The sequence below is a fragment of the Caballeronia pedi genome, assembly GCF_001544915.2.
GTDB lineage: Bacteria > Pseudomonadota > Gammaproteobacteria > Burkholderiales > Burkholderiaceae > Caballeronia > Caballeronia pedi.
In genome coordinates this window covers 466,094-490,234 of sequence record NZ_FCOE02000002.1, presented here as the reverse complement: position 1 = coordinate 490,234, position 24,141 = coordinate 466,094, and the positions used below count along the sequence as shown (strand labels likewise).

The window sequence follows — 24,141 nt, the reverse complement described above, 5'->3', positions numbered from 1 at the left end:
CACGGCAGGGCGAAGCATCGCACGCTTGCCAGCCTCTGGCAACCCTCGAATGCCGCTATTGAATGGCCAGCGCCTTGTGCGCTTCCGACTGAAATTGCGTGGGCGTGACGCCGGTCTGCTTGCGGAAATAACGACTGAAATACGCGATATCGGTAAAGCCGAGTCCATGCGCGATCTGCTTGACGGATAGCGTGGAATAGACGAGATCGCGTTGCGCCTCGCGCACGAGATGTTCGTTGATCATCGCAAGCGGCGAGCTGGATATTTCCTCGCGGCAAATGCGGCCGAGTTGCGTGACGGTCATGCCGAGCTTCTGCGCATAGAACTCGACAGGACGATGCTCGCGAAAATGCGCGGCCACGAGTGTCCTGAAGCGCTTGATCTGCTGCGCACGCCGTTCCGTCGATGCCACATTCGGCGTCGACGCGCTTTCGCACAGTCGCGCCACATGCACGAAAAGTGCAATCAAGAGCGACATGCCCGCCGCCATGTGCCCGCGATCCGTCGCACGGAATTCCTTCTCCAGCAATTCGAGAATCGGTATGAACGCGCTTTCCTTCACGGCCTGCGCGTTCACGCGAGATACGCCCGCGCGCTGCAGCACGGGAATGAGGCCCGGCGCCGCAATCGATGCGAGCGCCTCGATCGATCTTTGCGCGACGGTCACGACGAGACCATCCACATCTGGCGCGAAGTTGAAGCCGTGTACCGTCTGCGCGGGAAGCATGATCACGCTCGGCGGCACGATCTCGATCATGCGGTTCTCGATCAGCACTTCCCCGCCGCCGCCGCGAATGTACAGAAATTGCAGCAGCGCGTCGTGGCGATGCGCATCGATATGCCAGTCGTTCGGCGCGCTGCGCTCGACGATCCATTCGAAGTTGAACGCGTCATACCAAGGTGGACGCGCCGATTCTCCGTACAGGTTGTAGTTAGGGATTTTCCTCATGCCGTGCATCTCCTGATGCACAAATTGTCCTGTCGTCTGCCGGCTTTGTCCAATTTTTCATGCGAGGCCGTGAATATACTTTTTTCACGGCGAAGGTTATCGAAACCTTCGTATCGAACGGACTCGGGAGACAAGGATGACTAATCAGGTCGCGCGGGATCACACCGCGCCGCATTGGCTCGGCCTCGAATCGGGCGTGTGTGTGGTGACGGGTGCGGCAGGCGGCATCGGCCGCGCCATTGCAAGGACATTCGCCGATGCGGGCGCGCGCCTCGCATTGCTCGATCGCGATGAAGCGGGCTGTCACGAAGCGGCCGATGCGCTGCACGCAAACGGTGTCGATGTGATCGCCATAACCTGCGATATCGGCGATGCAGCGAGCGTGAACCGCGCGCGCGATCAGGTCGAACGCAAGTTCGGCCATGCCGATGTGCTCGTCAACAATGCCGGTCTGTTGAGAGCGGGCGGCATCGAGGATATCGGCCTCGATGCATGGAACGCGATGCTCGCCGTGAATCTCACGGGCTACATGTTGTGTGCGCAGGGATTCGGGCGCGGCATGCTCGCGCGCGGCGCGGGCAGCATCGTGCATATCGCATCGGTGGCGGCTCATCATCCGCAAACATGGAGCGGCGCGTATAGCCCGAGCAAGGCCGGCATCGCGATGCTCTCGCGGCAGATCGCCGCCGAATGGGGCGCGCGCGGCGTGCGCAGCAATACGGTGTGTCCAGGCATGATCCGCACGCCGCTGTCGCAAGCATTCTACGAACAGGGCGACGTCGAAGCGCGCCGCAGCGCGATGACCGCGAGCCGGCGCATCGGCGAACCGCGCGATATCGCGGAAGTCGTGGCGTTTCTCGCGAGTCGTCGCGCGGCGTATGTGAACGGCGCGGAGGTTTCCGTCGACGGCGGCTTCGAATGCATGCTGATGGACCTCGTGCCGCGCCCCGGCTTCGAAGCGCCGCGTACCGCCTGAACCTCAAATCAAAGGACATCATCATGACTACCGTAACGCGGTCGTCCGATCTCGCTTGCGATGTGCTCGTGATCGGCTCGGGCGCTGGCGGCCTCTCGACGGCCATTACAGCGAAGAAGCAAGGGCTCGACGTGATCGTCGTCGAGAAAGAGGAATACTTCGGCGGCACCACGGCATTTTCGGGCGGCGTGCTGTGGATTCCCGGCAATCGCCATGCAAGGGACGCGGGCATTCACGATACACGCGAAGCGGCGCTTCGATACATGCGCGGCGAAACCGGCGCGATGTACGACGAAGCCGCCGTCGATGCGTTTCTCGACAACGGTCCGCGCATGATCGACTTCTTCGAGCGCGAGACTTCGGTCAGGTTCCTGCCGACGCTCTACCCCGACTATCATCCCGATGCGCCGGGCGGCGTCGACGTGGGTCGCTCTGTCGTCGCGAAGCCGTTTGAAGCGCGCGAACTGGGCAAGGACATTGCGCGCCTGCGTCCGCCGCTTGCGACGATCACGTTCATCGGCATGATGTTCAATTCGTCGAGCGCCGATCTCAAGCACTTCTTCAACGCGACGAAATCGCTTGCGTCCGCCTGGTATGTCGCCAAGCGGCTCGCAAGTCATCTCAGAGAGCTCGCGCTCTATCGACGCGGCGTGCAGATCACGAGCGGCAACGCGCTGGCCGCGCGTCTCGCCAAATCGGCGCTCGATCTCGGCATTCCGATTCACACGCGTACCGGTGCGAAAGAACTCGTCACGGAGCAAGGTCGAGTGACCGGCGCGATCGTCGTCTCCGATGGTCGCGAAACGCGCATCATCGCGCGGCGCGGCGTCGTGCTGGCGTGCGGCGGGTTTTCGCATGATGTCGCGCGCATTGCGAAGGCGTATCCGCATCTGCGACGCGGCGGCGAACATGCGTCGCCAGTCCCCGCTGGAAATACGGGCGACGGCGCGCGCATGGCCGAGCGTGTGGGCGGACGTGTCGATATTCGCTATCCGCAGCCGGCCGCGTGGATGCCGGTCTCGCGCGTGCCGCTGAAGAACGGCAAATATGGCGTGTTTCCACATCTGCTTGATCGCTACAAGCCGGGCGTGATCGGCGTGACGCGCGGCGGCGTGCGCTTCACCAACGAATCGAACTCTTATCACGATGTCGGCGCGGCGATGATCGAAGCCTGTCGCGACGAAAAAGTAACGGCGATGTGGCTGATCTGCGATCACGCGACGATTCGCAAATACGGTCTCGGGTTTGCAAAGCCCGCGCCGATACCGCTCGGTGCGCATCTGAAGAGCGGTTATCTGGTGAAAGGCCGCACGCTGACGGAACTCGCGCAGCGCGCGGGAATCGACGCCACCGCGCTCGAAGCAACCGTGCGCGCCTATAACCGCGATGCCACGCAAGGCAAGGACACGGCATTCGGCCGCGGCACGACGTCGTTCAACCGCTATCTCGGCGATCCCGCGCACGCGCCGAATCCGTGCGTTGCGCCCATCGGCGCTGGTCCCTATTACGCGCTGAAGGTCGTGATGGGCGATCTCGGCACCTTCGACGGCATCGCGACAAATCCGCACGGCCAGGTGCTGAAGGACGACGAAACCATCCCCGGCCTTTATGCGGTCGGCAACGATCGCGCGAGCGTCATGGGCGGCAACTATCCCGGCGCGGGCATTACGCTCGGCCCGATCATGACCTTCGGCTATCTCACCGGATTGCATCTCGCGAGCCGCATCGATGCACGCGCGAAGATCAAGGAACTGAGGAGCGCAGCATGAGCAAGCCTTTCATCGATCATCGCATCTACACGATCAAACCGCGCGGCATGAACGAGTTCATCGACGTATTCGATCGTCACGCGATGCCGATCCAGCTCAAGTATCTCGGCGCACCCGTGGGCTTCTATGTGAGCGACATCGGCGCATTGAATCAGGTCGTGCATCTGTGGGGCTACGAAAGCATCGCGGACTATGACCAGCGACGCACCGCGCGCGACAACGATCCGGAATGGCCCGCTTATCTGCAGGCATCGGCGCATCTGATCGTCGCGCAGGAGAGCCGCATTATCAGGCGCGTGGAATTTAAAAGTCTTTCACCCGCCGTGCGCTGACAGCGCGGCATAGCGGCACGACGAAGGCCGCATCCCCGCGATTGCTTATACATGATTGAATGGAGACATACGGAATGGAAAAGAGAATCGGGACCATCGAGGTCCAGAGCTTCATCGACGGCGAGCGCTTCTCGCCGTATCAATGGGTCATTCTGACCTTGTGCTTTCTCGTCGTCGCGGCCGATGGCTTCGACACCGCCGCAGTCGGTTTCATCGCGCCGTCGCTGATCGGCGACTGGGGCATCACGCGCGCCGCGTTGGGACCGGTGATGAGCGCGGCGCTCGTCGGACTGGGCATCGGCGCGCTCGCGGCGGGTCCGGTCGCCGATCGTATCGGGCGCAAGGCGGTGCTCGTGCTGTCGGTATTCTTCTTCGGCGTGTGGAGTCTGGCGTCGGCGCAGGCAAGTTCGATCGAAGCGCTGACCGCGTGGCGCTTTCTGACCGGCCTGGGTCTCGGCGCGGCGATGCCCAATGCCGTCACGCTGATGTCCGAGTACGCGCCCGCTCGCAGTCGCGCGGTCGCCGTCAATACGATGTTCTGCGGCTTCTCCGTGGGTCTCTCGCTGGGCGGGCTGTGCGCGGCGTGGCTCATTCCGCATTTCGGCTGGCAGAGCGTGCTCGTCGCGGGCGGCATCGGTCCGATCGTGCTCACGGTTTTGCTGCTCTTGCTGCTGCCAGAGTCGGCGCAATTCATGGTCTTGCGACAACGTCCGGCGCACAAGATCGCGCGGGTGCTGCGACGCATCTCGAACGATCCGCGTCTTGCCGAAGGTTCGTCCGTCACGTTCACCGCCGCCGACACCCGCACAGGCGGCGCCGACAAGTCATCGCTTGGGCTCATCGTATCGCGGCCGTATCGTTACGGCACGTCGATGCTATGGATTGCTTACTTCATGGGATTGATGATCTTCTACCTGCTGACGAACTGGCTGCCCACGCTCTTCAAGGATGCGGGTTTTTCGGCCGAACGCGCCGCGCTCACCACGTCGCTCTTTCCGCTCGGCGGCATTCTCGGCAATCTGTGTCTCGGCTGGGTGATGGACAAGGCCAATCCGCGACGCGTGAACGCCTGCGCATACGTGCTGGCGGCTGCCCTCGTGCTGACCATCGGGCGCGGCGTGTCCGATCAGTTCTGGCTCGCGGTGCTGATCTTCCTGACGGGCACTGCCGTGACGAGCGCGGTCACGTCGATGTCGGCGCTCGCCGCGTCGTTCTACCCGACGCGCAGCCGCGCCACGGGCGTCGCATGGATGCTCGGCATCGGGCGCATGGGCGCGGTCGCCGGTGCAATGACCGGCGGCCTGCTGATGAGCATGGGCATGCAGTTCGGCGCAGTCTTCACGTTGCTCGCCATTCCCGCCTTCATCGCCGCGTTCGCGCTGGGCGCGCTGAGCCGGCGCGATGCATCGCCCGAAGCGGGCCATCTCGATCACACGGCGCGCGTGCCGATCGAATGACGCATGGCTGAATCACGGTGCGTTCATGTCATCGTGATTATTTGCAAGCGCAACTATATTGACGATGCCCCTGCGCGTCATCTTCGTGTAGGGGCAGAAACGTTCGGTGTTGCGCACGAGTTCTTCCGCCACCGTGCGCTCGACGCCGGGCATCTGAACACGCGTGTGCGCGGTGAGCACGAAGAGGCCGTCCATCGGATCGCGGCTGAATTCCACGGTGACGGACACGCTCGCGCCTTCCACCGCGATGCCCGCGCGCGCCGCCAGCAACACCATCGCGCCATGAAAGCACGCAGCGTAGCCCGCCGCGAACAACTGCTCCGGATTGGTGCCGCCGCCGGTGCCGCCGAGCGCCTGCGGCATGCGCAGATTCAGGTCGAGATTGCCGTCGTCGGAGCGGGCTACGCCCGAGGCGCGGCCATGGCCCGCATCGCCGCCCGTGACGGTGACGGTCGTCGTGTAAAGCGGTTGCACGTCCTGCCCTTGATACTTGTCGAGCAGGCTGACGGGCGGTGGATCGATCGGCACCATGAGCCGCTTCTTATGCAAGCGATGACACCTTGCCACCGATCACTACGATCTTCATGGTTGCCCCCTTTGGAAACGATATGACGCATCGTAGGCGTGCGCGCGTGCATCCGGTAGCGCCGCCACCGGACGCGCAGTGTTGCCTTCAGCGCATCAATCGGCGGACACGAGCGACGCCGCGCTCGCGTTCGTGATGGTCGCGGTCAGGCAATGCAGATCGAGTGCGCGCGCGTGCTCCGTCATATAGTCGACGAATACACGCACGCGCGCGGGCAGTTGCTTGCGGCTCAGATAACAGAGATAGTGGCCGCCGTCGTCGGGCGCATGTTGCGCAAGACACATGACGAGGCGCCCGGCCTTGAGCAGGTCGCACACGAGATACGCGGGCAGTTGCGCGATGCCCTGGCCGTCGAGCACCGCTTGCAGCATGAGGTCGATGTCGTTGAAGGTCTGTCGCGCTGCGGGCGAGCGCTTGTGTGCGAGACCATCGACCTTGAACTCCCAGTCGGCGATGCGCCCCGTCGAGGTGCGGAAGTTGATGCAGCGATGCTTGTCCAGGTCATCGACATGGCGCGGCAAGCCATGCTCGCACACATACTGCGGCGACGCACAGACGACCCGCTGCATCGGGATCAGTTGCTTCGCGACAACTTCGCTGTCTTCCATCTGGCCGTCGCGAAACGCGACATCGACACGCTCGGCGGTGAAATCGCACGGACGATCACTGAGCAGCAATTCCAGCGCGATCTCCGGATAGCGCGCGTTGAAGCCGGATAACAAGGGAGCCACGACCTTGCGGCCGAAGCCCGGCGCCGATGCAATGCGCAAGTGCCCGCGCGGCGGCCCGTTGCGCAACTCGCGCATGTCTTCGAGCGCCTGCACGATGCGCTCCACGCCCGGCTGGCAATTCTTGTAGAAGAGTTCGCCCTCGCGCGTGAGCGACGTGCTGCGCGTGGTGCGAAGAAAGAGCCGCGCGTCGAGTTGTGCTTCGAGCTTCTGCACGTTGCGGCTGACGGCGGAACGGCCGATCCCCAGACGATCGCTCGCTTTCGCGAAACTCCCTTCATTGGCGACGGCCAAAAATGAAACGACGCCCGCGTAGCTCGTCACGAAGCTATACGCGAGCGAATCGTCGGAATGAAACGCAAGATCCAATGGCATGGCGGTGAGAACGTAGTGGCTCTGTCTCACTAGACGTTCGCGCCGCGCGCTTTGTGACATGCCATGCCAGGTTTTTTTTATTTCACCGGTGTCAGAACCGGGCTGCCCTTGTCCTTCAGAAGCAGCACGATGAACTTCGCGCGCTTCGTATTGCTCGCATTGCGGCCCACCGTGTGGATATCGTCAGGGCCTTCATAAAAGGTGTCGCCGGGCTTGAGCGTCACCGCCTTGCCGCCCTTGAGCTGCATGATGACTGTGCCTTCGAGCACATAGACGTACGTATGCGCATCGTGCCGATGCACCGGATCGACCGCGCCGGGCGGATATTCCACGCTGATCATCAGCGCTTCCTTGCCCGGATAGTCGGGAAGCGGCTTGGTCATCAGTTCCTTGACGATCGCCTCGGGCGCCGCCTGCGCGGTGTTCGCGACGAACGCCGCGCATCCGACGACGAGCGCCAGTCCCACGCGTTTGATGCTATGCATGATCGGTTCTCCCATGATCGAATGACGGCGCGAGCGCGTTACGACAGGTTCGCCTTGTCGAGGCCGAAGGCCTTGTCGGACGAGCCCGGCACCGTCTGGAACGCGACATTCGCGCGGTTCCATCCGTTGATCGCCATGATGGCGTAGGTCAGGTCGGAGAGTTCCTTCTCCGAGAACTGCTCGCGCACGCGCCCATAAAGTTCGTCGGGCACGCCGTGCTCGGGCAAGCGGGTCAGCACTTCGGTCCAGGCCAGCGCGGCGCGTTCCCGCGGCGAGAACAGCGTGGATTCACGCCAGATCGCGACGTGGTGCGTGCGCAGTTCGCGCTCGCCGTGAATCTTCGCTTCCTTCACATGCATGTCGACGCAGAAGCCGCAACCGTTCATCTGCGATGCGCGCAGCGTCACGAGATCGCGAGTGGTCTGCTCGATCGCGCACTCCTTCAGCGCCTGGCTGAACTCGTAAAACTTCTTGAACAGTTCGGGCGATTGTTGAACGTAGTTGATTCGCTGCGTCATGATGGGCTCCATGCCTGGTTGAAAATGCCTTCGTATGCGGCATGGATGTCATCGTAGGTTTGCGCGGCTTTGGCCGGTAGCGTCGCTAACGTGCGCACGCTGTTGCCTCGCGCGCATCAATCGCCACCGCAGTGCATCACGCGCCGCCGCGAAGGGCCGCGATGCGTTCCAGCTTGTCGGGATTGCGTTGAACCTGTATGCGCACGATGCGCTCGTCTTCGATGTCGTATGTCTGCGCGGATTCGAGCTTGCCGTCGATGAAACGCAGCAGCGCCCATTGCTCGTTGAGCATGACGAGTTCGAGGCGCACGCCTGTGCCGTAGCGCAAATGCGCCGCATAGAAAAGCTGCGCGATGCGCTTCCCGCCGAAGAGTGGCTTCGGAAAGCTTGGCACGCGTCCACCGCCATCGCCGACGAGCATCGCGTCGTCCGCGAGCATCGCGTGGATCGCGGCGAAATCGCCGAGTTCGAGCGCGCGCGCGAATGTGTGCAGCAAGCGCCGATGCAACTCGCGCGGCACCGAACGGCGCGGACGCTCCTCGCGCAGCTGCGCTTTCGCGCGGCTCACGAGTTGACGGCACGCCGCCTCCGTCTTGCCGATGATGCCCGCGACCTCCGGATAATCCGCATCGAAGACCTCGCGCAACAGGAAAGCCGCGCGCGCCTCGGGCGTCAGGCGTTCGAGCAGCATCAGAAACGCGATGGATACATCGTCGGCGCGCTCGGTGACCTCTTCCGGCGTCGCGGGCGGCTCGGTGATCTGCGGCTCGGGCAGCCAGATGCCCGCGTAATGCTCGCGCTGCAGTTTCGCGGCGCGCAGACGGTCGATCGAATGACGCGTCGTGACCGCGACGAGCCACGCCTCCGCGTTATCGATGGCCTCCCGCGCCGCAGCATGCCAGCGCAGCCACACGTCCTGCACGATGTCCTCGGCTTCGGCGACCGAGCCGAGCATGCGATACGCGATGCCCTGCAAGCGCGGACGCAAGCGGTCGAATTCGCGTGTGGCGTCATCCATGACGATTTGAAAGCTGCGTTAAAGGTGATCGTATATTACGCGCGCGTGCGTATGAGTGGATGATGCGATGACGCAATTAAGTTCTGAGCATTACGCGGGCATTTTTTGACCGTCGATTCGAAAAGTGCTATTACGACGGGGCTTCGCATTCCGCATGTGCGCTGGATGCGAAAGCTCATCGTAATAGCGTCAGCCCAAGGTCACTGTGAATCCAACGACAACCCTCGCCCCCTGGTCCGTCCACGACACTCAACTTCTTATCGCCTGCGCACTCGGCCTCGCGATCATCATCGTTGCCATCAGCGTGCTCAAGCTCGCGCCGTTCCTGTCCATTCTGGTGGGCACGTTCGCGGCGGGCTTCGCTGCACATCAACCGCTCGAAGCGATCGCGCAGGCGTTCAGCAAGGGCGCGGGCGCGCTGCTCGGCGATGTCGGCATCATCATCGCGCTCGGCGCCATGCTCGGCGCGCTGATGGCCGAATCCGGCGCGGCCGACCGCCTCGTCACCACACTGCTCGATCATTCGACGCCGCGCCGCCTGCCGTGGATGATGGCGTTCGTCGCGATCATCGTCGGCTTGCCGCTGTTCTTCGAAGTGGGTCTCGTGATGATGGTCCCGATCATCTTCGTGATGGCGCGCCGCGCGAAGCAGCCGATCCTGCGTATCGCGATTCCCGCGCTCGCCGGCATGACGACGCTGCACGCGCTCCTGCCGCCGCACCCGGGACCGCTGATCGCGGTGAGCGCGCTGCATGCCGATCTCGGCCTGACGCTCGGTCTCGGTTTGATCGTTGCGCTGCCCGCGGTGATTCTCGCGGGGCCGCTGTATGGCATCTGGCTGTCGAAGCGGCTACATATCGACGAGCCCGAGGAAATGGGCCAGCTCTTTACCGCGCATGGCGACGGCGCAGCGACGCCGGGCTTCGCGATATCGCTAGTCACGATCCTGCTGCCCGTCGTGATGATGCTCGGCCGCACGGTCGCGAAGCTCGCGCTCGCGAAAGACACGCTGTTGTACGACACGCTCGATTTCGTCGGCGAGCCGCTCATCGCACTCGCCCTGACGGTGCTCTTCGCGATCGTGATGCTCGGCTGGTCGCGCGGCATGGCGCGCGAGCGCGTCGGCGGCATTCTGCGCAAGAGCCTGCCACCGATCGCGGCGCTCCTGCTCACCATCGGCGCGGGCGGCGGCCTGAAGCAGATGCTCGTGAACGCGGGCATCAGCGTGACCATCGGGAAGATTGCGGTCGGCACGCACTTGCCGCTGATTTTGCTCGCGTGGCTGATCGCGGTCGCATTGCGGCAGGCGACAGGCTCCGCGACCGTCGCCACGACGACGACCGCGGGGATCGTCGCGCCGGTCGTGGGCGGACTCACGGCGACGCACAGCTCGCTGATCGCGCTGGCGATCGGCGCGGGCTCCGTGTTCTTCTGTCACGTCAACGACGCGGGCTTCTGGATGGTACGTGAATACTTCGGCCTCAAGCTGAAACACACGGTTGCCGTATGGTCCGTACTCCAGACGATCGTCTCCGTGGTCGGACTCGTGCTGACGTTCGTGTTGTGGAACGTGCTGACCTGAACCGCGACGTCAACGCACGCCGATCTTCCAGACCGTGACTTCGTGATACTCGTCGCCGGGCTTGAGCTCGGTCGACGGGAACGCCGGACGATTCGGCGAGTCGGGAAAGTGCTGGGTTTCCAGCGCGAAGCCATCCGCCTGCCGGTACGCCGTGCCCGACGTGCCGATCGCGCTGCCGTCCAGACCGTTGCCGGTGTAAAACTGCAGGCCCGGTTGGGTCGTGTAGACATCGAGCACGCGGCCGCTCGACGGATCGTAGGCGCGCGCCGCGAAGATCGCTTCATCGATACGCTGGCCATTCTTGTTGAGCTTCCAGTTGTGATCGTAGCCGCGCGCAAAGCGCATCTGCTGATGAGATGAACGCAGCCGCGCGCCGATCGGCGTCAGCGCGCGCAGATCGAGCGGTGTGTTCTCGACGTTCGCGATCTCGCCCGTGGGAATTGAATCGGGCCGCGTCGGCGTATAGCCCGATCCCGCGATCATGATGAGCTGACTTTCGACGCCGCCGCTGTTCTCGCCCGCGAGATTGAAGTAGCTGTGATTAGTGAGGTTCACGACAGTCGGCTTGTCCGTCTTCGCGCGATAGTCGATGCGCACTTCGCTGTCGTCCGTGAGTGTGTAGGTGACGTCGACCGTGAGCGTGCCGGGAAAGCCGTTCTCGCCGTCGGGACTCACGTAGCGAAGCTGCACGCCCGCGCCCTGCGCGCCCTGGAATGTTCTCACCACGGTCCAGACTTTTTCGTCGAAGCCGTGCGGCCCGCCATGCAGCGTGTTCGGCGGCTCGTTGACCGGCAACTTGTAGGTGTGTCCGTCGAGCTCGAACCGTCCATCAGCGATGCGGTTCGCATAACGCCCGATCAACCCGCCGAAATGAATCTTGCCGTTGTACTTCTCGTAATCGCCGAGCGAGCCGAAGCCGAGCACGATATCCGCGCGACGTCCGCGCCGGTCGGGCACATCGAGCCGTGTGACGATGCCGCCATAGGTGATGCAGTTCATCGTCACGCCGCGCGCATTCGAGAGCGTGTATTGCACGACCGCCTGACCTTGCTGCGTCGTGCCATAAGGCGCGGAAGTGATCGACGCCGCCGCGGCGCTAAGCGGCATGAACGCCGCGCACGCCAGCATGGACATAACCGCCAGGGCCTGTTTTGAGTCGAGCATGAGTGGTGTGAAAGGAAGAACGTTCTGCTTCGCAAACCGGAACATTCAGCATCGCCTATGCCTGAGCCGATGAGCGGGCACGTCGCGTGCGGCCAATCTCCGCGTCCATCCAATCACGATGACAAGGAGCTTCTCATGACCGAGCAAACAGATCGTCCCACCCCGCCGAAACAAACGCCCGAGGATCCGAATGTGGCTGACCGCCGCCTGTCCGATGAACAAAAGCGCGCAATGAAGGACGAGCCTGCGCCGCCAAAGCGCGACAAGCAAGGCAAGCTCCCCGACCCGAAGGAGGTAGGCGAAGCAGGTTGATTCATTAGATGAATTGCAATGCGGTCACGCGCGACCGGACAGCATCGCTTTTGTTGTATGGTATCCCTAAGCTATCGCTGCCCTCGATGCCGCGCCCGGCGACGCGTCTCGCCGAAACAACGAAGCAAGACCGCTCATGCACGATCCTGCTCATTTTCTGCCGTCGTTCGTGTGGCGCGCGGCGCGCGACGGGGTGATCCAGTATGCGAATCCGTGGGCGTGCCGCTATCTCGGCATTGCCTTTCCCGAACTCGTCGGGCGTTCGTGGAAAGCTTTTGTCCACCCCGACGACATCCCGCCCGTTCTCGATGCACTGCGTCAAATGCGCGATGGCACGCTGCTGCGCAACGTCGACGTGCGTCTGCTGCGCGCGGACGGCGCGTTCCGCTGGCATACGCTGCACCTGCAGGCGCGCCGCGACGAGGAAGGCCAGATCTCCGATACGGTCGGTGTTGCGATCGACATTCACGAGTGCCGCCACGCATGGGCAATGTACGAGGCGAGCGAACGGCGCCTTCAGGCTGCATTCGCGGGCGCGCGCATGGGCGCGTGGGAATGGGACATGAAGACACGCGTCGTGCGCATGACCGCGCAACTCGCCGCGCTCTATTCCTTTCCGCCCGGCACCGAAGCAGTTTTGCTATCGGAAGTATGGGACCGTGTCGCGCCGGAGTATCGCGAACCGTTTCAACGTAAGCTTACCGAAGCATTGCGCGACGGCGGACCTTTCGAATTCGACTTCGTGCTCGAAGGCGAGCAGGGAACGCGACGTTGGTTGCGCATGCGCGGGCATCCCGAGTTCGATCGTCACGGCGTGCTCGCGCGCGTCTATGGCGTGAGCTTCGACATCAGCACGCAACGCGCCGATGAAGAGCGCCTGAGTCTTTCCGAACGGCGCTATCGCGCACTCGTCGAGACGACCGGCGCGCTCGTCTGGTCCGCCGATGCGAACGGCGAGATTCGTCCGTCGGGCGGTGAATGGGAGCAGTTCACGGGCACGTCGCCCGAAATATTGTCCGGCTGGGGATGGCTCGACTATATCCATCCCGACGACCGCGAGCGCACCCATCAGGCATGGCTCGAAGCGTTGCGCGAAGGCACGGCGCGCACGCTCACCTTTCGCATGTACCGGCGCGACGGCGTGTATCGCATGGTGCAGGCGCACGCCGCGCCGCTCTACGACGACAAGGGCAATCTGCAGGAATGGTTCGGCACGACGACCGACGTCACGCCGCGCTACGAGGCGCAGGCCGCGATCGAAGCACGCAGCCTGCGCCTGACCGTGGCGATGCAGGCCGCGAACATCCGCATTGCATCGCTGGAACTCGCGACGTGGACGCTCGTGCTCGAAACCGGCGGAGAACGTCAGGTGACCGAAACACTCAGCTACGATGCAGCACTCACGCGCGTGCATCCCGATGACAGCGCGACGCTCGACCGTTACGTGCGTAGCCTCGCGCAGGGCGATAACCCCGAAGGGCACTTCGAATTCCGCGTGCGCAATCCGCACGGCGAGCAATGGATGCAGGGCAGCGCCCTGCTCCAGCGCAGCAAGGACGGCGAGCCGCTGCGCATCATCGGCAGTGTGATCGACATCACCGAGCGCAAGCACATGGAACTCATGCTGCGTGAAGCAGGACGCCGCAAGGATGAATTCCTCGCGATGCTCGCGCATGAGTTGCGCAACCCGCTCGCGCCCTTGCGCACGGCCATCGCGCTGTTGCAAAAGGATCGGGATGGCGATGAACGTCTGAACGAACTCATCGATCTGATGCGCAGACAGGTGGAGCACATGACGCGCATCGTCGACGACCTGCTCGAAGTGTCGCGCATCACGCAGGGACGCATCGCGTTGCAAACCGAACCGATTCTCGTCGGCACCGCGGTGTATCACGCGGTGGAAGCGATCGCGGGCATGGTCGAGTCACGCTCGCAGAATATCCAGGTCGATGTCTCTGATGCGACGACCTGGGTCTGCGGCGACCCGACCCGGCTCTCGCAGATTCTCGTGAACGTGCTGAACAATGCGAGCAAATACACGCCGGAGCAAGGCCGCATCACCGTGAGCGTGCAGGCGGATGACGAATGGGTATCCATCGTCATCGCCGATACGGGCACGGGCATCTCGCCGGACCTGCTGCCGAAAGTATTCGAGTTGTTCTCGCAAGGCGAGCGCACGCTCGACCGCTCGAACGGCGGGCTGGGTATCGGGCTGTCTCTCGTGAAGAAGCTCGTCGAGATGCACAAAGGCACGATCACCGTGCAAAGCCCCGGGCCGGGTCTCGGCACGACCGTCACCATACGGCTGCCGCGCCTGCATCATCACGAGCGGCATTCGGCGCTCGCGCTCTCGGACACGAGCCTGCGCGAAGCGCGCGCGGCGCTGCGCATTCTCGTCGTCGACGATAACCGCGACGCCGCCGATTCACTCGCGATGCTGTGCGAGTCGGAGGGACATGCCGCGCGCGTCGCGTATTCGTCGGCGGAAGCACTGGAAGCCGCGCCCCTCTTGCAACCTGATGTGGCGCTGCTCGATATCGGCCTGCCCGACATCGACGGCTACGAACTCGCGCGCCGACTGCGTCGCAAGGGCGACACGACTCCGCTGCTGATCGCGATCACGGGTTATGGACAGGCCGAAGACCGTCTGCGCGCGCAGTCGGCGGGCTTCGATTATCACTTCGTCAAGCCGGTCAACGTGGACAGCCTGCTCAAGCTTCTGTCATCCCTGACGATCACGCGCTGAAGCGGCTGGCTCTACAATGGCCGTTCGATCAACGCCTTCGAGGACGTCATGACGCAAAAGCCGATCAGCCGCTATCCCGTTCCCGATCCCCAAGACTGGCCCGACGATATCCGCGCGCGCATTCTCGACGTGCAGGAGAAGGCCGGCTTCGTGCCGAACGTGTTTCTCACGCTCGCGCATCGGCCCGATGAGTTCCGCGCGTTCTTCGCCTATCACGATGCGCTGATGCTCAAGGACGGCGGCCTCAGCAAGGGCGAACGCGAGATGATCGTCGTCGCGACGAGCGCGGTGAACGATTGCCTCTATTGCGTCGTCGCGCATGGGGCGATTCTGCGGATCTACGAGAAGAACGCGCTGGTTGCGGATCAGGTGGCGGTCAATCATCGCAAGGCGGATATCACGCCGCGTCAAAAGGCCATGCTCGATTTCGCGCTGAAGGTGTGCCGGGCCTCGGGCACGGTGGACGAGACGGATTTCGCCACGCTGCACGCACACGGTTTCAGCGATGCAGACGCGTGGGATATCGCGGCGATCACGGCGTTCTTCGGCTTGTCGAACCGCATGGCGAACGTGATCTCGATGCGGCCCAATGATGAGTTCTTCTTGATGGGGCGTGTGCCGAAAGAGCCGAAGTAACGAGCCATGCGCCTTCCTCCGCTGAAATCCATCATCGCGTTCGAAAGCGTCGCGCGAACCAAGAGCGTGAACCGCGCCGCCGACGAACTCGGCCTCACGCCCTCCGCGGTCAGTCATCAACTGGCGAATCTGGAGAGTATCGTCGGGCGTCCGCTGTTCACGCGTCTCGGCCGCGGCCTCGTGCTCACGCCGACCGGCACGCAATATCTCTCCGATGTCACCGGCGCGCTCGCCGAACTCAATCGCGCAACCGAGCGCGCGTCGAGCGAGACATCCGTCGAGATCCTGCGGATTCATTCGAGCCCGAGCTTCGGACTCATGTGGCTCTTGCCGCGCCTCGCCGCATTTCAGGAAGCGAACGGCGACATTCAAATGAATCTCGCGTGCTCTTATGAGGATGTGTCCTTCACCTCGGGTTACTACGATATCGACGTGCGGCACGGCTACGCGCACTGGACCGATGTCGAAGTGAAAACCTTGCGTCACGAAACCATCGCGCCGCTCGCATCGCGCGCGTATCTGGAGCGCTTTCCCGTTTCCTCGCCCGACGATCTGCTGGAACGCCGGCTGATATTTTCCGAATCGCCGCTCGTGCAATGGCGGCAGTGGTTCGGCAAGTTCGGCGTAGCGGCGAAACGCAAGGCGTTCGATTTCTCCTTCGATCGCTCGTACATGTCGCTCGAAGCGGCGGCGCTCGGTCACGGCATCGCGCTCGAAAGCACGATGCTCGCGTCGGTGCATCTGGAGCGCGGCTCGCTCGTGCCCGTGTTCGGCAAGGAGTATGCGGTCGAAGTCGGCGCGCATCATCTGGTTTACCCGAGCCAGAACGCCGGATTGCCGCGCGTCGCCAAGTTTCTCGCGTGGATGGATCAGCAAATCGAGCCTCGCGGCCATACCTGAAAATTTCTCAGCAATAGTTGAGCTGAACTGCGTTGATCGTCAGGTGAAGAACGAAGACACTGCGTCTACACCAGACAACCAACGGAGACAATGATGTTGCTCGAGAATCAGGTAGTGATCGTCACGGGGGCGGCTTCGGCGCGCGGTATCGGCAAGGCGACGGCCAGGGCGCTCGCGGCGCAGGGCGCGCGTATCGTCGTGCTGGACCTGAAGGAGGCGGACGCGCAAGCCGCCGCGAACGATCTCGGCGAGGGCCACCTCGGCCTCGCCTGCGACGTCACCGACAAAGCCGCGTGCGTCGTCGCCGCCAGCGCGACCATCGAAAAGTACGGGCGCATCGACGTGCTCATCAACAACGCGGGCATTACGCAGCCCATCAAGACGCTGGAAATTGGCGCGGATAACTTCGATGCGGTCATCGATGTGAACCTGCGCGGCACGCTGTATATGTCGCAAGCCGTCATTCCGCAGATGAAAAAGCAGAAGAGCGGGAGCATCGTCTGCATGTCGTCGGTGTCGGCGCAGCGTGGCGGCGGCATCTTCGGCGGGCCGCATTACAGCGCCGCGAAGGCCGGCGTGCTCGGACTAGGCAAGGCGATGGCGCGCGAATTCGGCGGCGACGGCATCCGCGTCAATTCGATCACGCCGGGCCTGATCCAGACCGATATCACCGGCGACAAGCTCACGCCGGAGATGCGCGCGGACGTCATCAAGGGCATTCCGCTGGGACGTCTCGGCGATGCCGCGGATATCGCCAACGCTTGCGTGTTTCTTGCGAGCGGTCTGTCTTCGTATCTCACCGGCGTGACCCTCGATGTAAACGGCGGCATGTTGATTCATTGATCGCACGCAACAGCGCACCTGGAAAGCCGGGGCGCCAAACATGGCTGGAGACACCTATGAAATCCAAACTGGCCGCATCGACGGCAACGGCTGAGTTCGCGTCATCTCACGACGCAACCAGCTTCGAAGCAAAGACCTACGCCAAGGTCGGACGCCGCCTCATTCCCTTTCTGATGCTGTGCTATCTCGGCGCGTATCTGGATCGCGTCAACGTAGGCTTCGCCAAGCTGCAGATGCTCAACGATCTGCGTTTCAGCGAAACCATCTACGGCATCGGCGCGGGTATCTTCTTTCTCGGCTACTTTCTGTTCGAAGTGCCAAGCAATGTGATCCTGCATAAAGTGGGCGCGCGCAACTGGCTCGCACGCATCATGCTGACATGGGCGGTGATCTCCGCGTGTTTCGTATTCGTGAAGTCCCCGACGATCTTCTATGTGCTGCGCTTTCTGCTCGGCGTCGCGGAAGCGGGCTTCGCGCCGGGCGTGATTCTGTATCTCACGTACTGGTTCCCCGCCGCGCGCCGCGCAAAAGCGCTCTCGCTCTTCTTCATGGCGATTCCGCTCGCGGGCATGGTCGGCGGACCGCTGTCCGGCTACATCATGCATGCGTTTCAGGGCGTGCATGGGCTCGCGGGCTGGAAGTGGCTGTTCATGCTCGAAGCCTTGCCGTCGCTGTTCCTCGGCGTCGCGATCCTGTTCTATCTCGACAACGGCATCGCCGGCGCGAAGTGGCTCACGGATGAAGAGAAGGCCTTGCTCAAGCGCAATGTCGAGAAGGACAACGCGAACACGGTCAAGCATGTGTCGATCCGCGCGTTCATCGGCGATCGTCGCCTGTGGCTCATGGCCTCGATCTACTTCTGCGTCGTGCTCGGTCAGTATGGCCTGACGTTCTGGCTGCCCACCATCATCCGCAGAACCGGTGTCGCGGACCCGCTGTGGGTCGGAATTCTCACCGCGATTCCCTATCTCTGCGCCATCGTTGCGCTGCCGCTGATCGGCGCGAGCGCAGACAAGCGCCGCGAACGCCGCCTGCATCTCGCGATTCCGATGCTCGTGTCCGCAGCCGGCTTCGCCACCTTGCCGATGCTCGGCAGCGTGGGCGCATCGATCATCTGCGTGAGCATCGCGGCGGCAGGGATTCTCGCATCGTCGTCGCAATTCTGGTCGCTGCCCACGGCGGTGCTCGGCGGCATGTCGGCGGCGGCGGGCATCGCGGCGGTGAACTGCTTCGCCAATCTCGCGGGCTTCTTCTCGCCGGCGATCGTCGGCTGGCTCAACGACTTCACGGGCAAATCGACCGCGGGTCTGATCTTTATCTCAGTGGCTGTCGTCATCGGCGCGGTGCTCGTGTTCTTCGTGCCCGCCAAGACCGTCAATCGCTGATTTCACATTCAATCAAGGAGACAACACATGAGCACTCCCGTCATCGAAGAGGTGACGCTCGCCGAGCGTGCCTATCGTATCCGCCGCAATGCCCTGCTGATGGGCGAAGTGCAAGGCCAGGGTTATATCGGCCAGGCACTCGATATCGCCGATGTGCTGGCCGTCGCGTACTTCGGCGCCATGAACTATCGCCCCGAAGATCCTGAATGGGAAGGCCGCGACCGCTTCCTGCTCTCCAACGGTCACTATGCGATCGCACTGTACGCCGCGCTGTTCGAAGCGGGCATCCTGCCGCAAGAGGAACTCGAGACCTACGGCAGCGATGACAGCCGCCTGCCGATGTCCGGCATGGCGAGCTACACGCCCGGCATGGAGATGTCCGGCGGCTCGCTCGGACAAGGCCTGACAATCGCGGTGGGCCGCGGTCTCGGGCTCAAGCGCAAGGGTTCGAAGTCGTTCGTCTACACGCTCTTTTCCGACGGCGAGCTGGACGAAGGTTCGATCTGGGAAGGCTTGATGTCGGCGGCGCACTGGAAGCTCGACAACCTCATCGCGATGGTCGATGTGAACAACCAGCAGGCCGATGGCCCGTCGACGCAGATCATGTCGTTCGAGCCGCTCGTCGACAAGCTCGAAGCATTCGGCTGGTATGTGCAGCGCGTGGACGGCAACGACATCGACGCCGTGAAGACGGCCTTCGACAATGCGCGCACGCTGAAGGAGGCGAAGCCGCGCATCATCGTGTGCGATACGAAGATGGGTTGTGGCGTGCCCTTCCTCGAACAGCGCGAGAAAAACCATTTCATCCGCGTCGATGCCCATGAATGGCAACTGGCGCTCGAAGCACTCAAAGCAGGGAGACAAGCATGAGCCAGACCGTCGACAAGAAGCCGCGTTTGAAAACCTCCGCGATGATCGCATCGATTGCAAGCGAAGGGCAGATCACGCGCTCTGCGCCCTTCGGCCACGCGCTCGTGGAACTGGCGCGCGCGCAATCGAACGTGATCGGCATGACCGCCGATCTCGGCAAGTACACTGACTTGCATATCTTCGCGAAGGAATTTCCCGAGCGTTATTACCAGATGGGCATGGCCGAGCAATTATTGATGGGCGCGGCCGCGGGTTTCGCGCATGAAGGCGCGCAGCCGTTCGTCACGACTTATGCGGTGTTCGCGACGCGCCGTGCGTATGACTTCATCCATCAGACGATCGCGGAAGATAATCTCGATGTGAAGATCGTCGCCGCGCTGCCTGGTTTGACGACGGGATATGGCCCGAGCCATCAGGCCGCAGAAGACCTCGCGCTGATGCGCGCGATGCCGAACATGACCGTGATCGATCCGTGCGATGCGCTCGATATCGAACAGATGGTGCCCGCGATCGCCGCGCACAAGGGTCCGGTCTATGCGCGTCTGTTGCGCGGCAACGTGCCTGCGGTGCTCGACGAATACGACTATTCGTTCGAGCTTGGTCGTGCGAAGCTCGTGCGCGATGGCCGCGACGTGCTCATCATCTCGTCGGGCATCATGACGATGCGCGCGCTTGAAACCGCCAAGGCGCTGCAGGCCGATAGCGTCGACGTAGCGGTGCTGCATGTGCCGACGATCAAGCCGCTCGATACGGAGACGATCATCCGCGAGGCCAAGCGTTCTGGGCGTCTCGTGGTGGTGGCCGAAAACCATACGGTGATCGGCGGGCTGGGCGAGGCGGTGGCGACTGCGTTGCTGACTGCTGGCGTGACGCCGGCCTATCGTCAGATCGCGCTGCCCGATGCGTTCCTCGATGCGGGCGCGTTGCCTACGTTGCATGATCGTTATGGCATTTCTACTAATGTGATGGCGGATACGATCAAGGGGTGGCTTGCGTAATGCCACAACGCCGCGCGATTCCATGAATCACGCGGCGCTAACCCTTCTTCCTGCGCCCACCCTTCTTCACACCCGCAGCTTCCTTCGCAACGTTAGCGACCGGACCGCTCATCGCTTCCATCCACGAAAGCGCATCGATATACGCGAGAAAATGCTGAAGATACTCGGGCGATATCTCGCGCATGAACGACAGTGACCGATGCACGAGGCTGCTCGAATTGAGCGGTCCCGCATTCTTCGGCACTTGAGCGTACGAATCGCGCAACTGCTTCTCCGCGCTGACCTTCGACCACACTGCGCGAAAGTAATCGAGCAATTCAGCGTGCGATATCGACGAAGCCTTCGCAAAGTCATCGACGAGCATCGCAAGCGGTCCGGGCTGTTCCGCGTCCTTATCCTCTTCGCACGTCGCTGCGAAATGCTCGACATCGCACCGATACGCATCCAGCAACTGCGCAAGCCGTTCATCGAGCCGACGGCGCGCCTCGCCTTCATACGAAGACGCACGCCGCTCCAGCGCATCGATGAGATGAAAGCGCACGGGATTCGCGCGATCGTCGCCGCTCGCGCGCCAGGCGTCGATCATCGCGCGTGCCGAAACCACGCTATGCACGTTATTCACGCGTCTTCACCGCGCCATTCGATGGCCGCGGCACAGCGGAAATTTCCACGCGGCGATTCTTCGCGCGCCCTTCTTCATCCGCGTTCGATCCGACGGGCTGCTGCGAACCGAACGCCGCCGCGAACACCGACTCCGATGGCACGCCCGCATCGATCAGCGCGCGCATCACCGTCAATGCGCGCTTGGCCGAAAGCTCCCAGTTGTCCGCAAAGCGCCGGTTGCCTTCGTGCACTTGCTGATCGTCGGCGAAACCGCTCACCATGAGGATTTCCTCATGCGCGCGCAGATACGTGGAAAGCGGCCCGGCCAGGCTCTTGAGCACGTCGCGGCCCTGCGGCTGCAACTGATCGGAGTTGAGCGCGAACAGCACATTGCCGCTGATGCCGATGCGTCCGTTCACGAGCGTCACGCGTCCCGACGCGAGCGGCCCCGCAAGCGCCTGCTCCAGCGTCTTGCGCCGCTGCGTTTCTTCCTGCCGATGCCTCACTTCTTCATCGAGCTTGTTCTCGAGCTGCAACTGCACGCCGATCACGCCGACGAGTATCAGCACGAACGCACCGAGCAGCACCGACATGAGATCGGCGAACGCGGCCCAGATCGGCGCGGCGTGTTCCGCGCCGCCGTCGATTTCGTCGTTCATGCCGCGCGCGCTCCGGCCACGCGCTGCCCCGCGATATGCTGCAAGTCCTCGACGATCTGCTTCTGCGACAGCATGCTCAGGTCGATCACTTCCTTCGCCTGCGCGACGTAATACGCGAGCTGTTCGTCGCTGCGCGCGAGCGACTTGCCGAGCGCGCCTTCGATGCGTTCGAGATGCGTAACGAGCGTGCTATTCGATTCACCGAACGATTGAACGGCCGCGCCGAACGCATCGGCGAGGCTCGCCATTTCGACGGCGCTCGTCGTCACCTGCGCGGCCATCGCGCCGAGCTTGCCGGCCTCGGTCTCGACCGTGCCGGTGAACTGCGTGCCGACGCGTTCGAGCAGGCTTGCCGATGTCTCGACCAATGCATCGATCGCGGCGCGTTGCTCGTTCGATGCGTGATTCACGGCATTGAGCAGCGTTTCGACGGTGGCGAGCAGACGGCTGCGCTCGTCGAGCATCGCGGTATCGCGGACCATCGAATCGGAGAGCTTTTGTCGCATCTCCGCGACGACCTCGGCGGCGGCCTTCGGCGCTTCCGATGCAGCCTGCACGAGACGCTCGATTTCCGCGATGGTCGCACTCGCATGCGCCTGCGATTGCGCGGACATGTCGCGCGCGGTGAGTTCGAGCGCGTCGCAGACATCCTTCTGCCGGTTCGCGGCGACCGCGCTCGTTTCCTGCCATTGCTCGCGCAACGAAGCGGCCATCGTGTCGAGCGTGCCGCTCCATGCGGCGAGCCGCGCCTCGCTGCTCTGCGCCAGTTCGGCGCGCAAGGCCGCGTGCGATCGATCGACCGATTGAACGAGCGACGCCGCGTGCTGTTCGAAGCTCGTCGCAGCGCTCGTCAACGCGTTTTGATTCTGCGCTGCGGCCTGATCGCTGGCACGCGTGTGCTGCGCGAGCGCATCGTTCCACGTCTGTGACAGATTGCCCGTCGCCGTCTCCAGCCGCGTGGATACATCGTCGATCAGACCGGATGAACGCGCATCGAAGGTCTGTGCGAAACGCTCCATCGATGCATCCATACGCGCGACGAGTGCCTCGCTCGATTGCGCGTGCTTCGCCACCGACGATTCCAGCCCGCCCGATACGCGGTCCATTTGCGCGGACACGCCATCGACAAGCGTGGTCGCGCGCTGGTCGAAAGCAAGCGCGAGGCGATCCAGTGAAACGCTCATTTCACCGACGAACGCCGCGTTCGATTGCGCGTGCTGCGAAAGCGACCGATGCCAGATCTCCGCGACCTTCGCCGACGATGCCTCGAAGCCGCTCGACAATCCTTCCAGTTGACGCGCAACGGCCTGCTCGACGTTGCCGTGCAACGTGGTGACTTCGCGCGCGATGCCGTCCATGGTCGCCTGCATGACGGGCTGCAGCGCGGCGGTCGCGGCGCGCGCGCTATCGGCGACGCTCTGCTTCAGCGAAAGCTCCATCGACGTCGCCAGCCGCCGATACGACGTCTCCGCCTTCGCATGAAACGCATCCTGACTCGCGATCTGCCGCTCGCTCGCGGCTGCGCTCTGCTGCTCGATCGCGAGCATCATCGACTGCAGGCGATCGACGAGCTTCGGCATCATCTCGGTCTGAAGCTGCATCAGCCTGAACGTCTCGTCGCGCTGATGCGCTTGCGTGAACACTCGCAAGGTGGTCGCGATTTTCGTGTCGAGCGTCTGCGTGACGTGCAGCCGCTCGCGGCGGCACAGCGCCGAAAGAAGCCCGAGCATCGCGGAGGTCGCGACACCCGCGATCGAAGTGCCGAACGCGAAGCCGAGGCCCGTCACCGGCGCGGCGAGCGACGCGCGGATCGCCGTGAGATCGGAGGCGCTTTGCAAGGCCGTGCCGGTGCCGCGCAAGGTCGCGACCATGCCGAGCAGCGTGCCGAGCATGCCGAGCAACACCAGCAGGCCGACGAGATACGGCGCGAGCACGGGACCGGGCAATGCCGCGCGCTCGCCTTCCACGCGCAGCCGCACGGCGTTGCGCAGGCTCGGATGCAGCGTGTCGAGCCACACCGCGAAGCTGCGCGGCGCGCTCGTGAGTTGCGCGACGGCCTGTTCGAGCGAAGCGGTGATCTGCTGATAGCGCCGCAGTTCGGCCGCACCGGCGAGATAGCAACCGGCGATCACGACCGTCACGACGAACGCGAGCGGATTCGAGACGATATACGCGATGCCGATTCCGCACACCGCGGCGAGGCCGATCGAAAAGACAGCAATGTTCAATAGATTTCGGGGCATAGCGAGC

23 protein-coding genes are annotated in these 24,141 nt (G+C 63.2%); 13 read left to right on the top strand and 10 right to left on the bottom strand.

Translation table 11 applies throughout. The annotated features are described in order from the left end of the window. Positions 1 to 55: 55 nt before the first annotated feature. A complete protein-coding gene (locus AWB80_RS04795) occupies positions 56 to 949 on the bottom strand; it encodes a helix-turn-helix domain-containing protein (RefSeq protein WP_061173566.1) in 894 nt (297 codons plus the stop codon). Positions 950 to 1,085: 136 nt separating this feature from the next. Here AWB80_RS04795 and AWB80_RS04790 point away from each other — a divergent pair, with 136 nt between their 5' ends. From AWB80_RS04790 to AWB80_RS04775, 4 genes are all read left to right on the top strand, one after another. Further along, on the top strand, positions 1,086 to 1,925 hold the full coding sequence (locus tag AWB80_RS04790) for an SDR family NAD(P)-dependent oxidoreductase (protein ID WP_061173460.1): 840 nt from the start codon (positions 1,086 to 1,088) through the stop codon (positions 1,923 to 1,925). A gap of 23 nt (positions 1,926 to 1,948) precedes the next feature. Next, positions 1,949 to 3,694, top strand: coding sequence for an FAD-dependent oxidoreductase (locus AWB80_RS04785; protein ID WP_061173459.1), 1,746 nt, complete (start codon positions 1,949 to 1,951; stop codon positions 3,692 to 3,694). Beyond that, positions 3,691 to 4,026 carry an NIPSNAP family protein gene (locus AWB80_RS04780; protein ID WP_061173458.1) on the top strand — a complete coding sequence of 112 codons (336 nt, stop codon included), beginning with the start codon at positions 3,691 to 3,693 and terminating at the stop codon, positions 4,024 to 4,026. The genes AWB80_RS04785 and AWB80_RS04780 overlap by 4 nt, the downstream gene beginning before the upstream one ends. A 74-nt stretch (positions 4,027 to 4,100) precedes the next feature. Continuing rightward, positions 4,101 to 5,483 carry an MFS transporter gene (locus tag AWB80_RS04775; RefSeq protein ID WP_061173457.1) on the top strand — a complete coding sequence of 461 codons (1,383 nt, stop codon included), beginning with the start codon at positions 4,101 to 4,103 and terminating at the stop codon, positions 5,481 to 5,483. Positions 5,484 to 5,495: 12 nt separating this feature from the next. Here the strand turns inward: AWB80_RS04775 and AWB80_RS04770 are convergent, their stop codons facing one another. The 5 genes from AWB80_RS04770 to AWB80_RS04750 all read right to left on the bottom strand — a co-directional run bounded on the left by AWB80_RS04770 (position 5,496) and on the right by AWB80_RS04750 (position 9,193). Further along, positions 5,496 to 6,014 (bottom strand): Ohr family peroxiredoxin, encoded by a 519-nt coding sequence (locus AWB80_RS04770; protein ID WP_061173456.1) that lies wholly within the window; start codon positions 6,012 to 6,014, stop codon positions 5,496 to 5,498. Positions 6,015 to 6,164: 150 nt separating this feature from the next. After that, a complete protein-coding gene (locus AWB80_RS04765; RefSeq protein WP_061173455.1) occupies positions 6,165 to 7,172 on the bottom strand; it encodes a LysR family transcriptional regulator in 1,008 nt (335 codons plus the stop codon). 77 nt (positions 7,173 to 7,249) lie between these two features. Further along, complete coding sequence (locus AWB80_RS04760; RefSeq protein WP_061173565.1) at positions 7,250 to 7,657, bottom strand: cupin domain-containing protein; 408 nt, start codon at positions 7,655 to 7,657, stop codon at positions 7,250 to 7,252. 38 nt (positions 7,658 to 7,695) lie between these two features. Then, positions 7,696 to 8,175, bottom strand: a complete 480-nt coding sequence (locus AWB80_RS04755; RefSeq protein WP_061173564.1) for a carboxymuconolactone decarboxylase family protein — start codon at positions 8,173 to 8,175, stop codon at positions 7,696 to 7,698. Positions 8,176 to 8,311: 136 nt separating this feature from the next. Further along, positions 8,312 to 9,193, bottom strand: coding sequence for an RNA polymerase sigma-70 factor (locus AWB80_RS04750; protein ID WP_061173454.1), 882 nt, complete (start codon positions 9,191 to 9,193; stop codon positions 8,312 to 8,314). A 205-nt stretch (positions 9,194 to 9,398) separates the two neighbouring features. On the opposite strand from AWB80_RS04750, the gene AWB80_RS04745 reads away from it, so the two are divergent. Continuing rightward, complete coding sequence (locus tag AWB80_RS04745) at positions 9,399 to 10,775, top strand: GntT/GntP/DsdX family permease (protein ID WP_061173453.1); 1,377 nt, start codon at positions 9,399 to 9,401, stop codon at positions 10,773 to 10,775. A 9-nt stretch (positions 10,776 to 10,784) separates the two neighbouring features. Here the strand turns inward: AWB80_RS04745 and AWB80_RS04740 are convergent, their stop codons facing one another. After that, positions 10,785 to 11,882, bottom strand: coding sequence for an aldose epimerase family protein (locus tag AWB80_RS04740; protein ID WP_244206403.1), 1,098 nt, complete (start codon positions 11,880 to 11,882; stop codon positions 10,785 to 10,787). Positions 11,883 to 12,074: 192 nt separating this feature from the next. Here AWB80_RS04740 and AWB80_RS44320 point away from each other — a divergent pair, with 192 nt between their 5' ends. The 8 genes from AWB80_RS44320 (at position 12,075) to AWB80_RS04700 (ending at position 20,629) form a co-directional block, all read left to right on the top strand. Beyond that, a complete protein-coding gene (locus AWB80_RS44320; RefSeq protein ID WP_167390424.1) occupies positions 12,075 to 12,251 on the top strand; it encodes a hypothetical protein in 177 nt (58 codons plus the stop codon). Between the two features lie 136 nt (positions 12,252 to 12,387). Then, the gene (locus AWB80_RS04730) at positions 12,388 to 14,997 is read left to right on the top strand and encodes a PAS domain-containing hybrid sensor histidine kinase/response regulator (protein ID WP_061173450.1); all 2,610 of its coding nucleotides are present in this window, start codon (positions 12,388 to 12,390) and stop codon (positions 14,995 to 14,997) included. A 48-nt stretch (positions 14,998 to 15,045) separates the two neighbouring features. Continuing rightward, positions 15,046 to 15,633 (top strand): peroxidase-related enzyme, encoded by a 588-nt coding sequence (locus AWB80_RS04725; protein WP_061173449.1) that lies wholly within the window; start codon positions 15,046 to 15,048, stop codon positions 15,631 to 15,633. Positions 15,634 to 15,639: 6 nt separating this feature from the next. Beyond that, positions 15,640 to 16,533, top strand: a complete 894-nt coding sequence (locus AWB80_RS04720) for a LysR substrate-binding domain-containing protein (RefSeq protein WP_061173448.1) — start codon at positions 15,640 to 15,642, stop codon at positions 16,531 to 16,533. A gap of 93 nt (positions 16,534 to 16,626) precedes the next feature. Then, positions 16,627 to 17,376 carry an SDR family NAD(P)-dependent oxidoreductase gene (locus AWB80_RS04715; protein ID WP_061173563.1) on the top strand — a complete coding sequence of 250 codons (750 nt, stop codon included), beginning with the start codon at positions 16,627 to 16,629 and terminating at the stop codon, positions 17,374 to 17,376. A gap of 56 nt (positions 17,377 to 17,432) precedes the next feature. After that, positions 17,433 to 18,761 carry an MFS transporter gene (locus AWB80_RS04710; protein ID WP_061173447.1) on the top strand — a complete coding sequence of 443 codons (1,329 nt, stop codon included), beginning with the start codon at positions 17,433 to 17,435 and terminating at the stop codon, positions 18,759 to 18,761. Between the two features lie 27 nt (positions 18,762 to 18,788). Further along, positions 18,789 to 19,631 carry a transketolase gene (locus AWB80_RS04705; RefSeq protein WP_061173446.1) on the top strand — a complete coding sequence of 281 codons (843 nt, stop codon included), beginning with the start codon at positions 18,789 to 18,791 and terminating at the stop codon, positions 19,629 to 19,631. Beyond that, the gene (locus AWB80_RS04700; RefSeq protein ID WP_061173445.1) at positions 19,628 to 20,629 is read left to right on the top strand and encodes a transketolase family protein; all 1,002 of its coding nucleotides are present in this window, start codon (positions 19,628 to 19,630) and stop codon (positions 20,627 to 20,629) included. Before AWB80_RS04705 ends, AWB80_RS04700 begins: the two co-directional genes overlap by 4 nt. Positions 20,630 to 20,666: 37 nt before the next feature. Here AWB80_RS04700 and AWB80_RS04695 read toward each other — a convergent pair whose 3' ends face one another. Genes AWB80_RS04695 through AWB80_RS04685 form a run of 3 tightly spaced genes read right to left on the bottom strand, consistent with a single transcriptional unit; the run spans position 20,667 to position 24,134 of the window. Next, positions 20,667 to 21,215 carry a DUF2894 domain-containing protein gene (locus AWB80_RS04695; RefSeq protein WP_061173562.1) on the bottom strand — a complete coding sequence of 183 codons (549 nt, stop codon included), beginning with the start codon at positions 21,213 to 21,215 and terminating at the stop codon, positions 20,667 to 20,669. Positions 21,216 to 21,243: 28 nt separating this feature from the next. Further along, the gene (locus tag AWB80_RS04690; protein WP_061173444.1) at positions 21,244 to 21,891 is read right to left on the bottom strand and encodes an OmpA family protein; all 648 of its coding nucleotides are present in this window, start codon (positions 21,889 to 21,891) and stop codon (positions 21,244 to 21,246) included. After that, complete coding sequence (locus AWB80_RS04685) at positions 21,888 to 24,134, bottom strand: DUF802 domain-containing protein (protein WP_061173443.1); 2,247 nt, start codon at positions 24,132 to 24,134, stop codon at positions 21,888 to 21,890. Before AWB80_RS04685 ends, AWB80_RS04690 begins: the two co-directional genes overlap by 4 nt. Positions 24,135 to 24,141: the final 7 nt, after the last annotated feature.

Bases quoted from the DNA above. Each gene is read 5' to 3' on its own strand.
- AWB80_RS04795 (WP_061173566.1), bottom strand. From the start codon at position 949: ATGAGGAAAATCCCTAACTACAACCTGTACGGAGAATCGGCGCGTCCA.
- AWB80_RS04790 (WP_061173460.1), top strand. From the start codon at position 1,086: ATGACTAATCAGGTCGCGCGGGATCACACCGCGCCGCATTGGCTCGGC.
- AWB80_RS04785 (WP_061173459.1), top strand. From the start codon at position 1,949: ATGACTACCGTAACGCGGTCGTCCGATCTCGCTTGCGATGTGCTCGTG.
- AWB80_RS04780 (WP_061173458.1), top strand. From the start codon at position 3,691: ATGAGCAAGCCTTTCATCGATCATCGCATCTACACGATCAAACCGCGC.
- AWB80_RS04775 (WP_061173457.1), top strand. From the start codon at position 4,101: ATGGAAAAGAGAATCGGGACCATCGAGGTCCAGAGCTTCATCGACGGC.
- AWB80_RS04770 (WP_061173456.1), bottom strand. From the start codon at position 6,014: ATGGTGCCGATCGATCCACCGCCCGTCAGCCTGCTCGACAAGTATCAA.
- AWB80_RS04765 (WP_061173455.1), bottom strand. From the start codon at position 7,172: ATGCCATTGGATCTTGCGTTTCATTCCGACGATTCGCTCGCGTATAGC.
- AWB80_RS04760 (WP_061173565.1), bottom strand. From the start codon at position 7,657: ATGCATAGCATCAAACGCGTGGGACTGGCGCTCGTCGTCGGATGCGCG.
- AWB80_RS04755 (WP_061173564.1), bottom strand. From the start codon at position 8,175: ATGACGCAGCGAATCAACTACGTTCAACAATCGCCCGAACTGTTCAAG.
- AWB80_RS04750 (WP_061173454.1), bottom strand. From the start codon at position 9,193: ATGGATGACGCCACACGCGAATTCGACCGCTTGCGTCCGCGCTTGCAG.
- AWB80_RS04740 (WP_244206403.1), bottom strand. From the start codon at position 11,882: ATGCCGCTTAGCGCCGCGGCGGCGTCGATCACTTCCGCGCCTTATGGC.
- AWB80_RS44320 (WP_167390424.1), top strand. From the start codon at position 12,075: ATGACCGAGCAAACAGATCGTCCCACCCCGCCGAAACAAACGCCCGAG.
- AWB80_RS04730 (WP_061173450.1), top strand. From the start codon at position 12,388: ATGCACGATCCTGCTCATTTTCTGCCGTCGTTCGTGTGGCGCGCGGCG.
- AWB80_RS04725 (WP_061173449.1), top strand. From the start codon at position 15,046: ATGACGCAAAAGCCGATCAGCCGCTATCCCGTTCCCGATCCCCAAGAC.
- AWB80_RS04720 (WP_061173448.1), top strand. From the start codon at position 15,640: ATGCGCCTTCCTCCGCTGAAATCCATCATCGCGTTCGAAAGCGTCGCG.
- AWB80_RS04715 (WP_061173563.1), top strand. From the start codon at position 16,627: ATGTTGCTCGAGAATCAGGTAGTGATCGTCACGGGGGCGGCTTCGGCG.
- AWB80_RS04710 (WP_061173447.1), top strand. From the start codon at position 17,433: ATGAAATCCAAACTGGCCGCATCGACGGCAACGGCTGAGTTCGCGTCA.
- AWB80_RS04705 (WP_061173446.1), top strand. From the start codon at position 18,789: ATGAGCACTCCCGTCATCGAAGAGGTGACGCTCGCCGAGCGTGCCTAT.
- AWB80_RS04700 (WP_061173445.1), top strand. From the start codon at position 19,628: ATGAGCCAGACCGTCGACAAGAAGCCGCGTTTGAAAACCTCCGCGATG.
- AWB80_RS04695 (WP_061173562.1), bottom strand. From the start codon at position 21,215: ATGATCGACGCCTGGCGCGCGAGCGGCGACGATCGCGCGAATCCCGTG.
- AWB80_RS04690 (WP_061173444.1), bottom strand. From the start codon at position 21,891: ATGAACGACGAAATCGACGGCGGCGCGGAACACGCCGCGCCGATCTGG.
- AWB80_RS04685 (WP_061173443.1), bottom strand. From the start codon at position 24,134: ATGCCCCGAAATCTATTGAACATTGCTGTCTTTTCGATCGGCCTCGCC.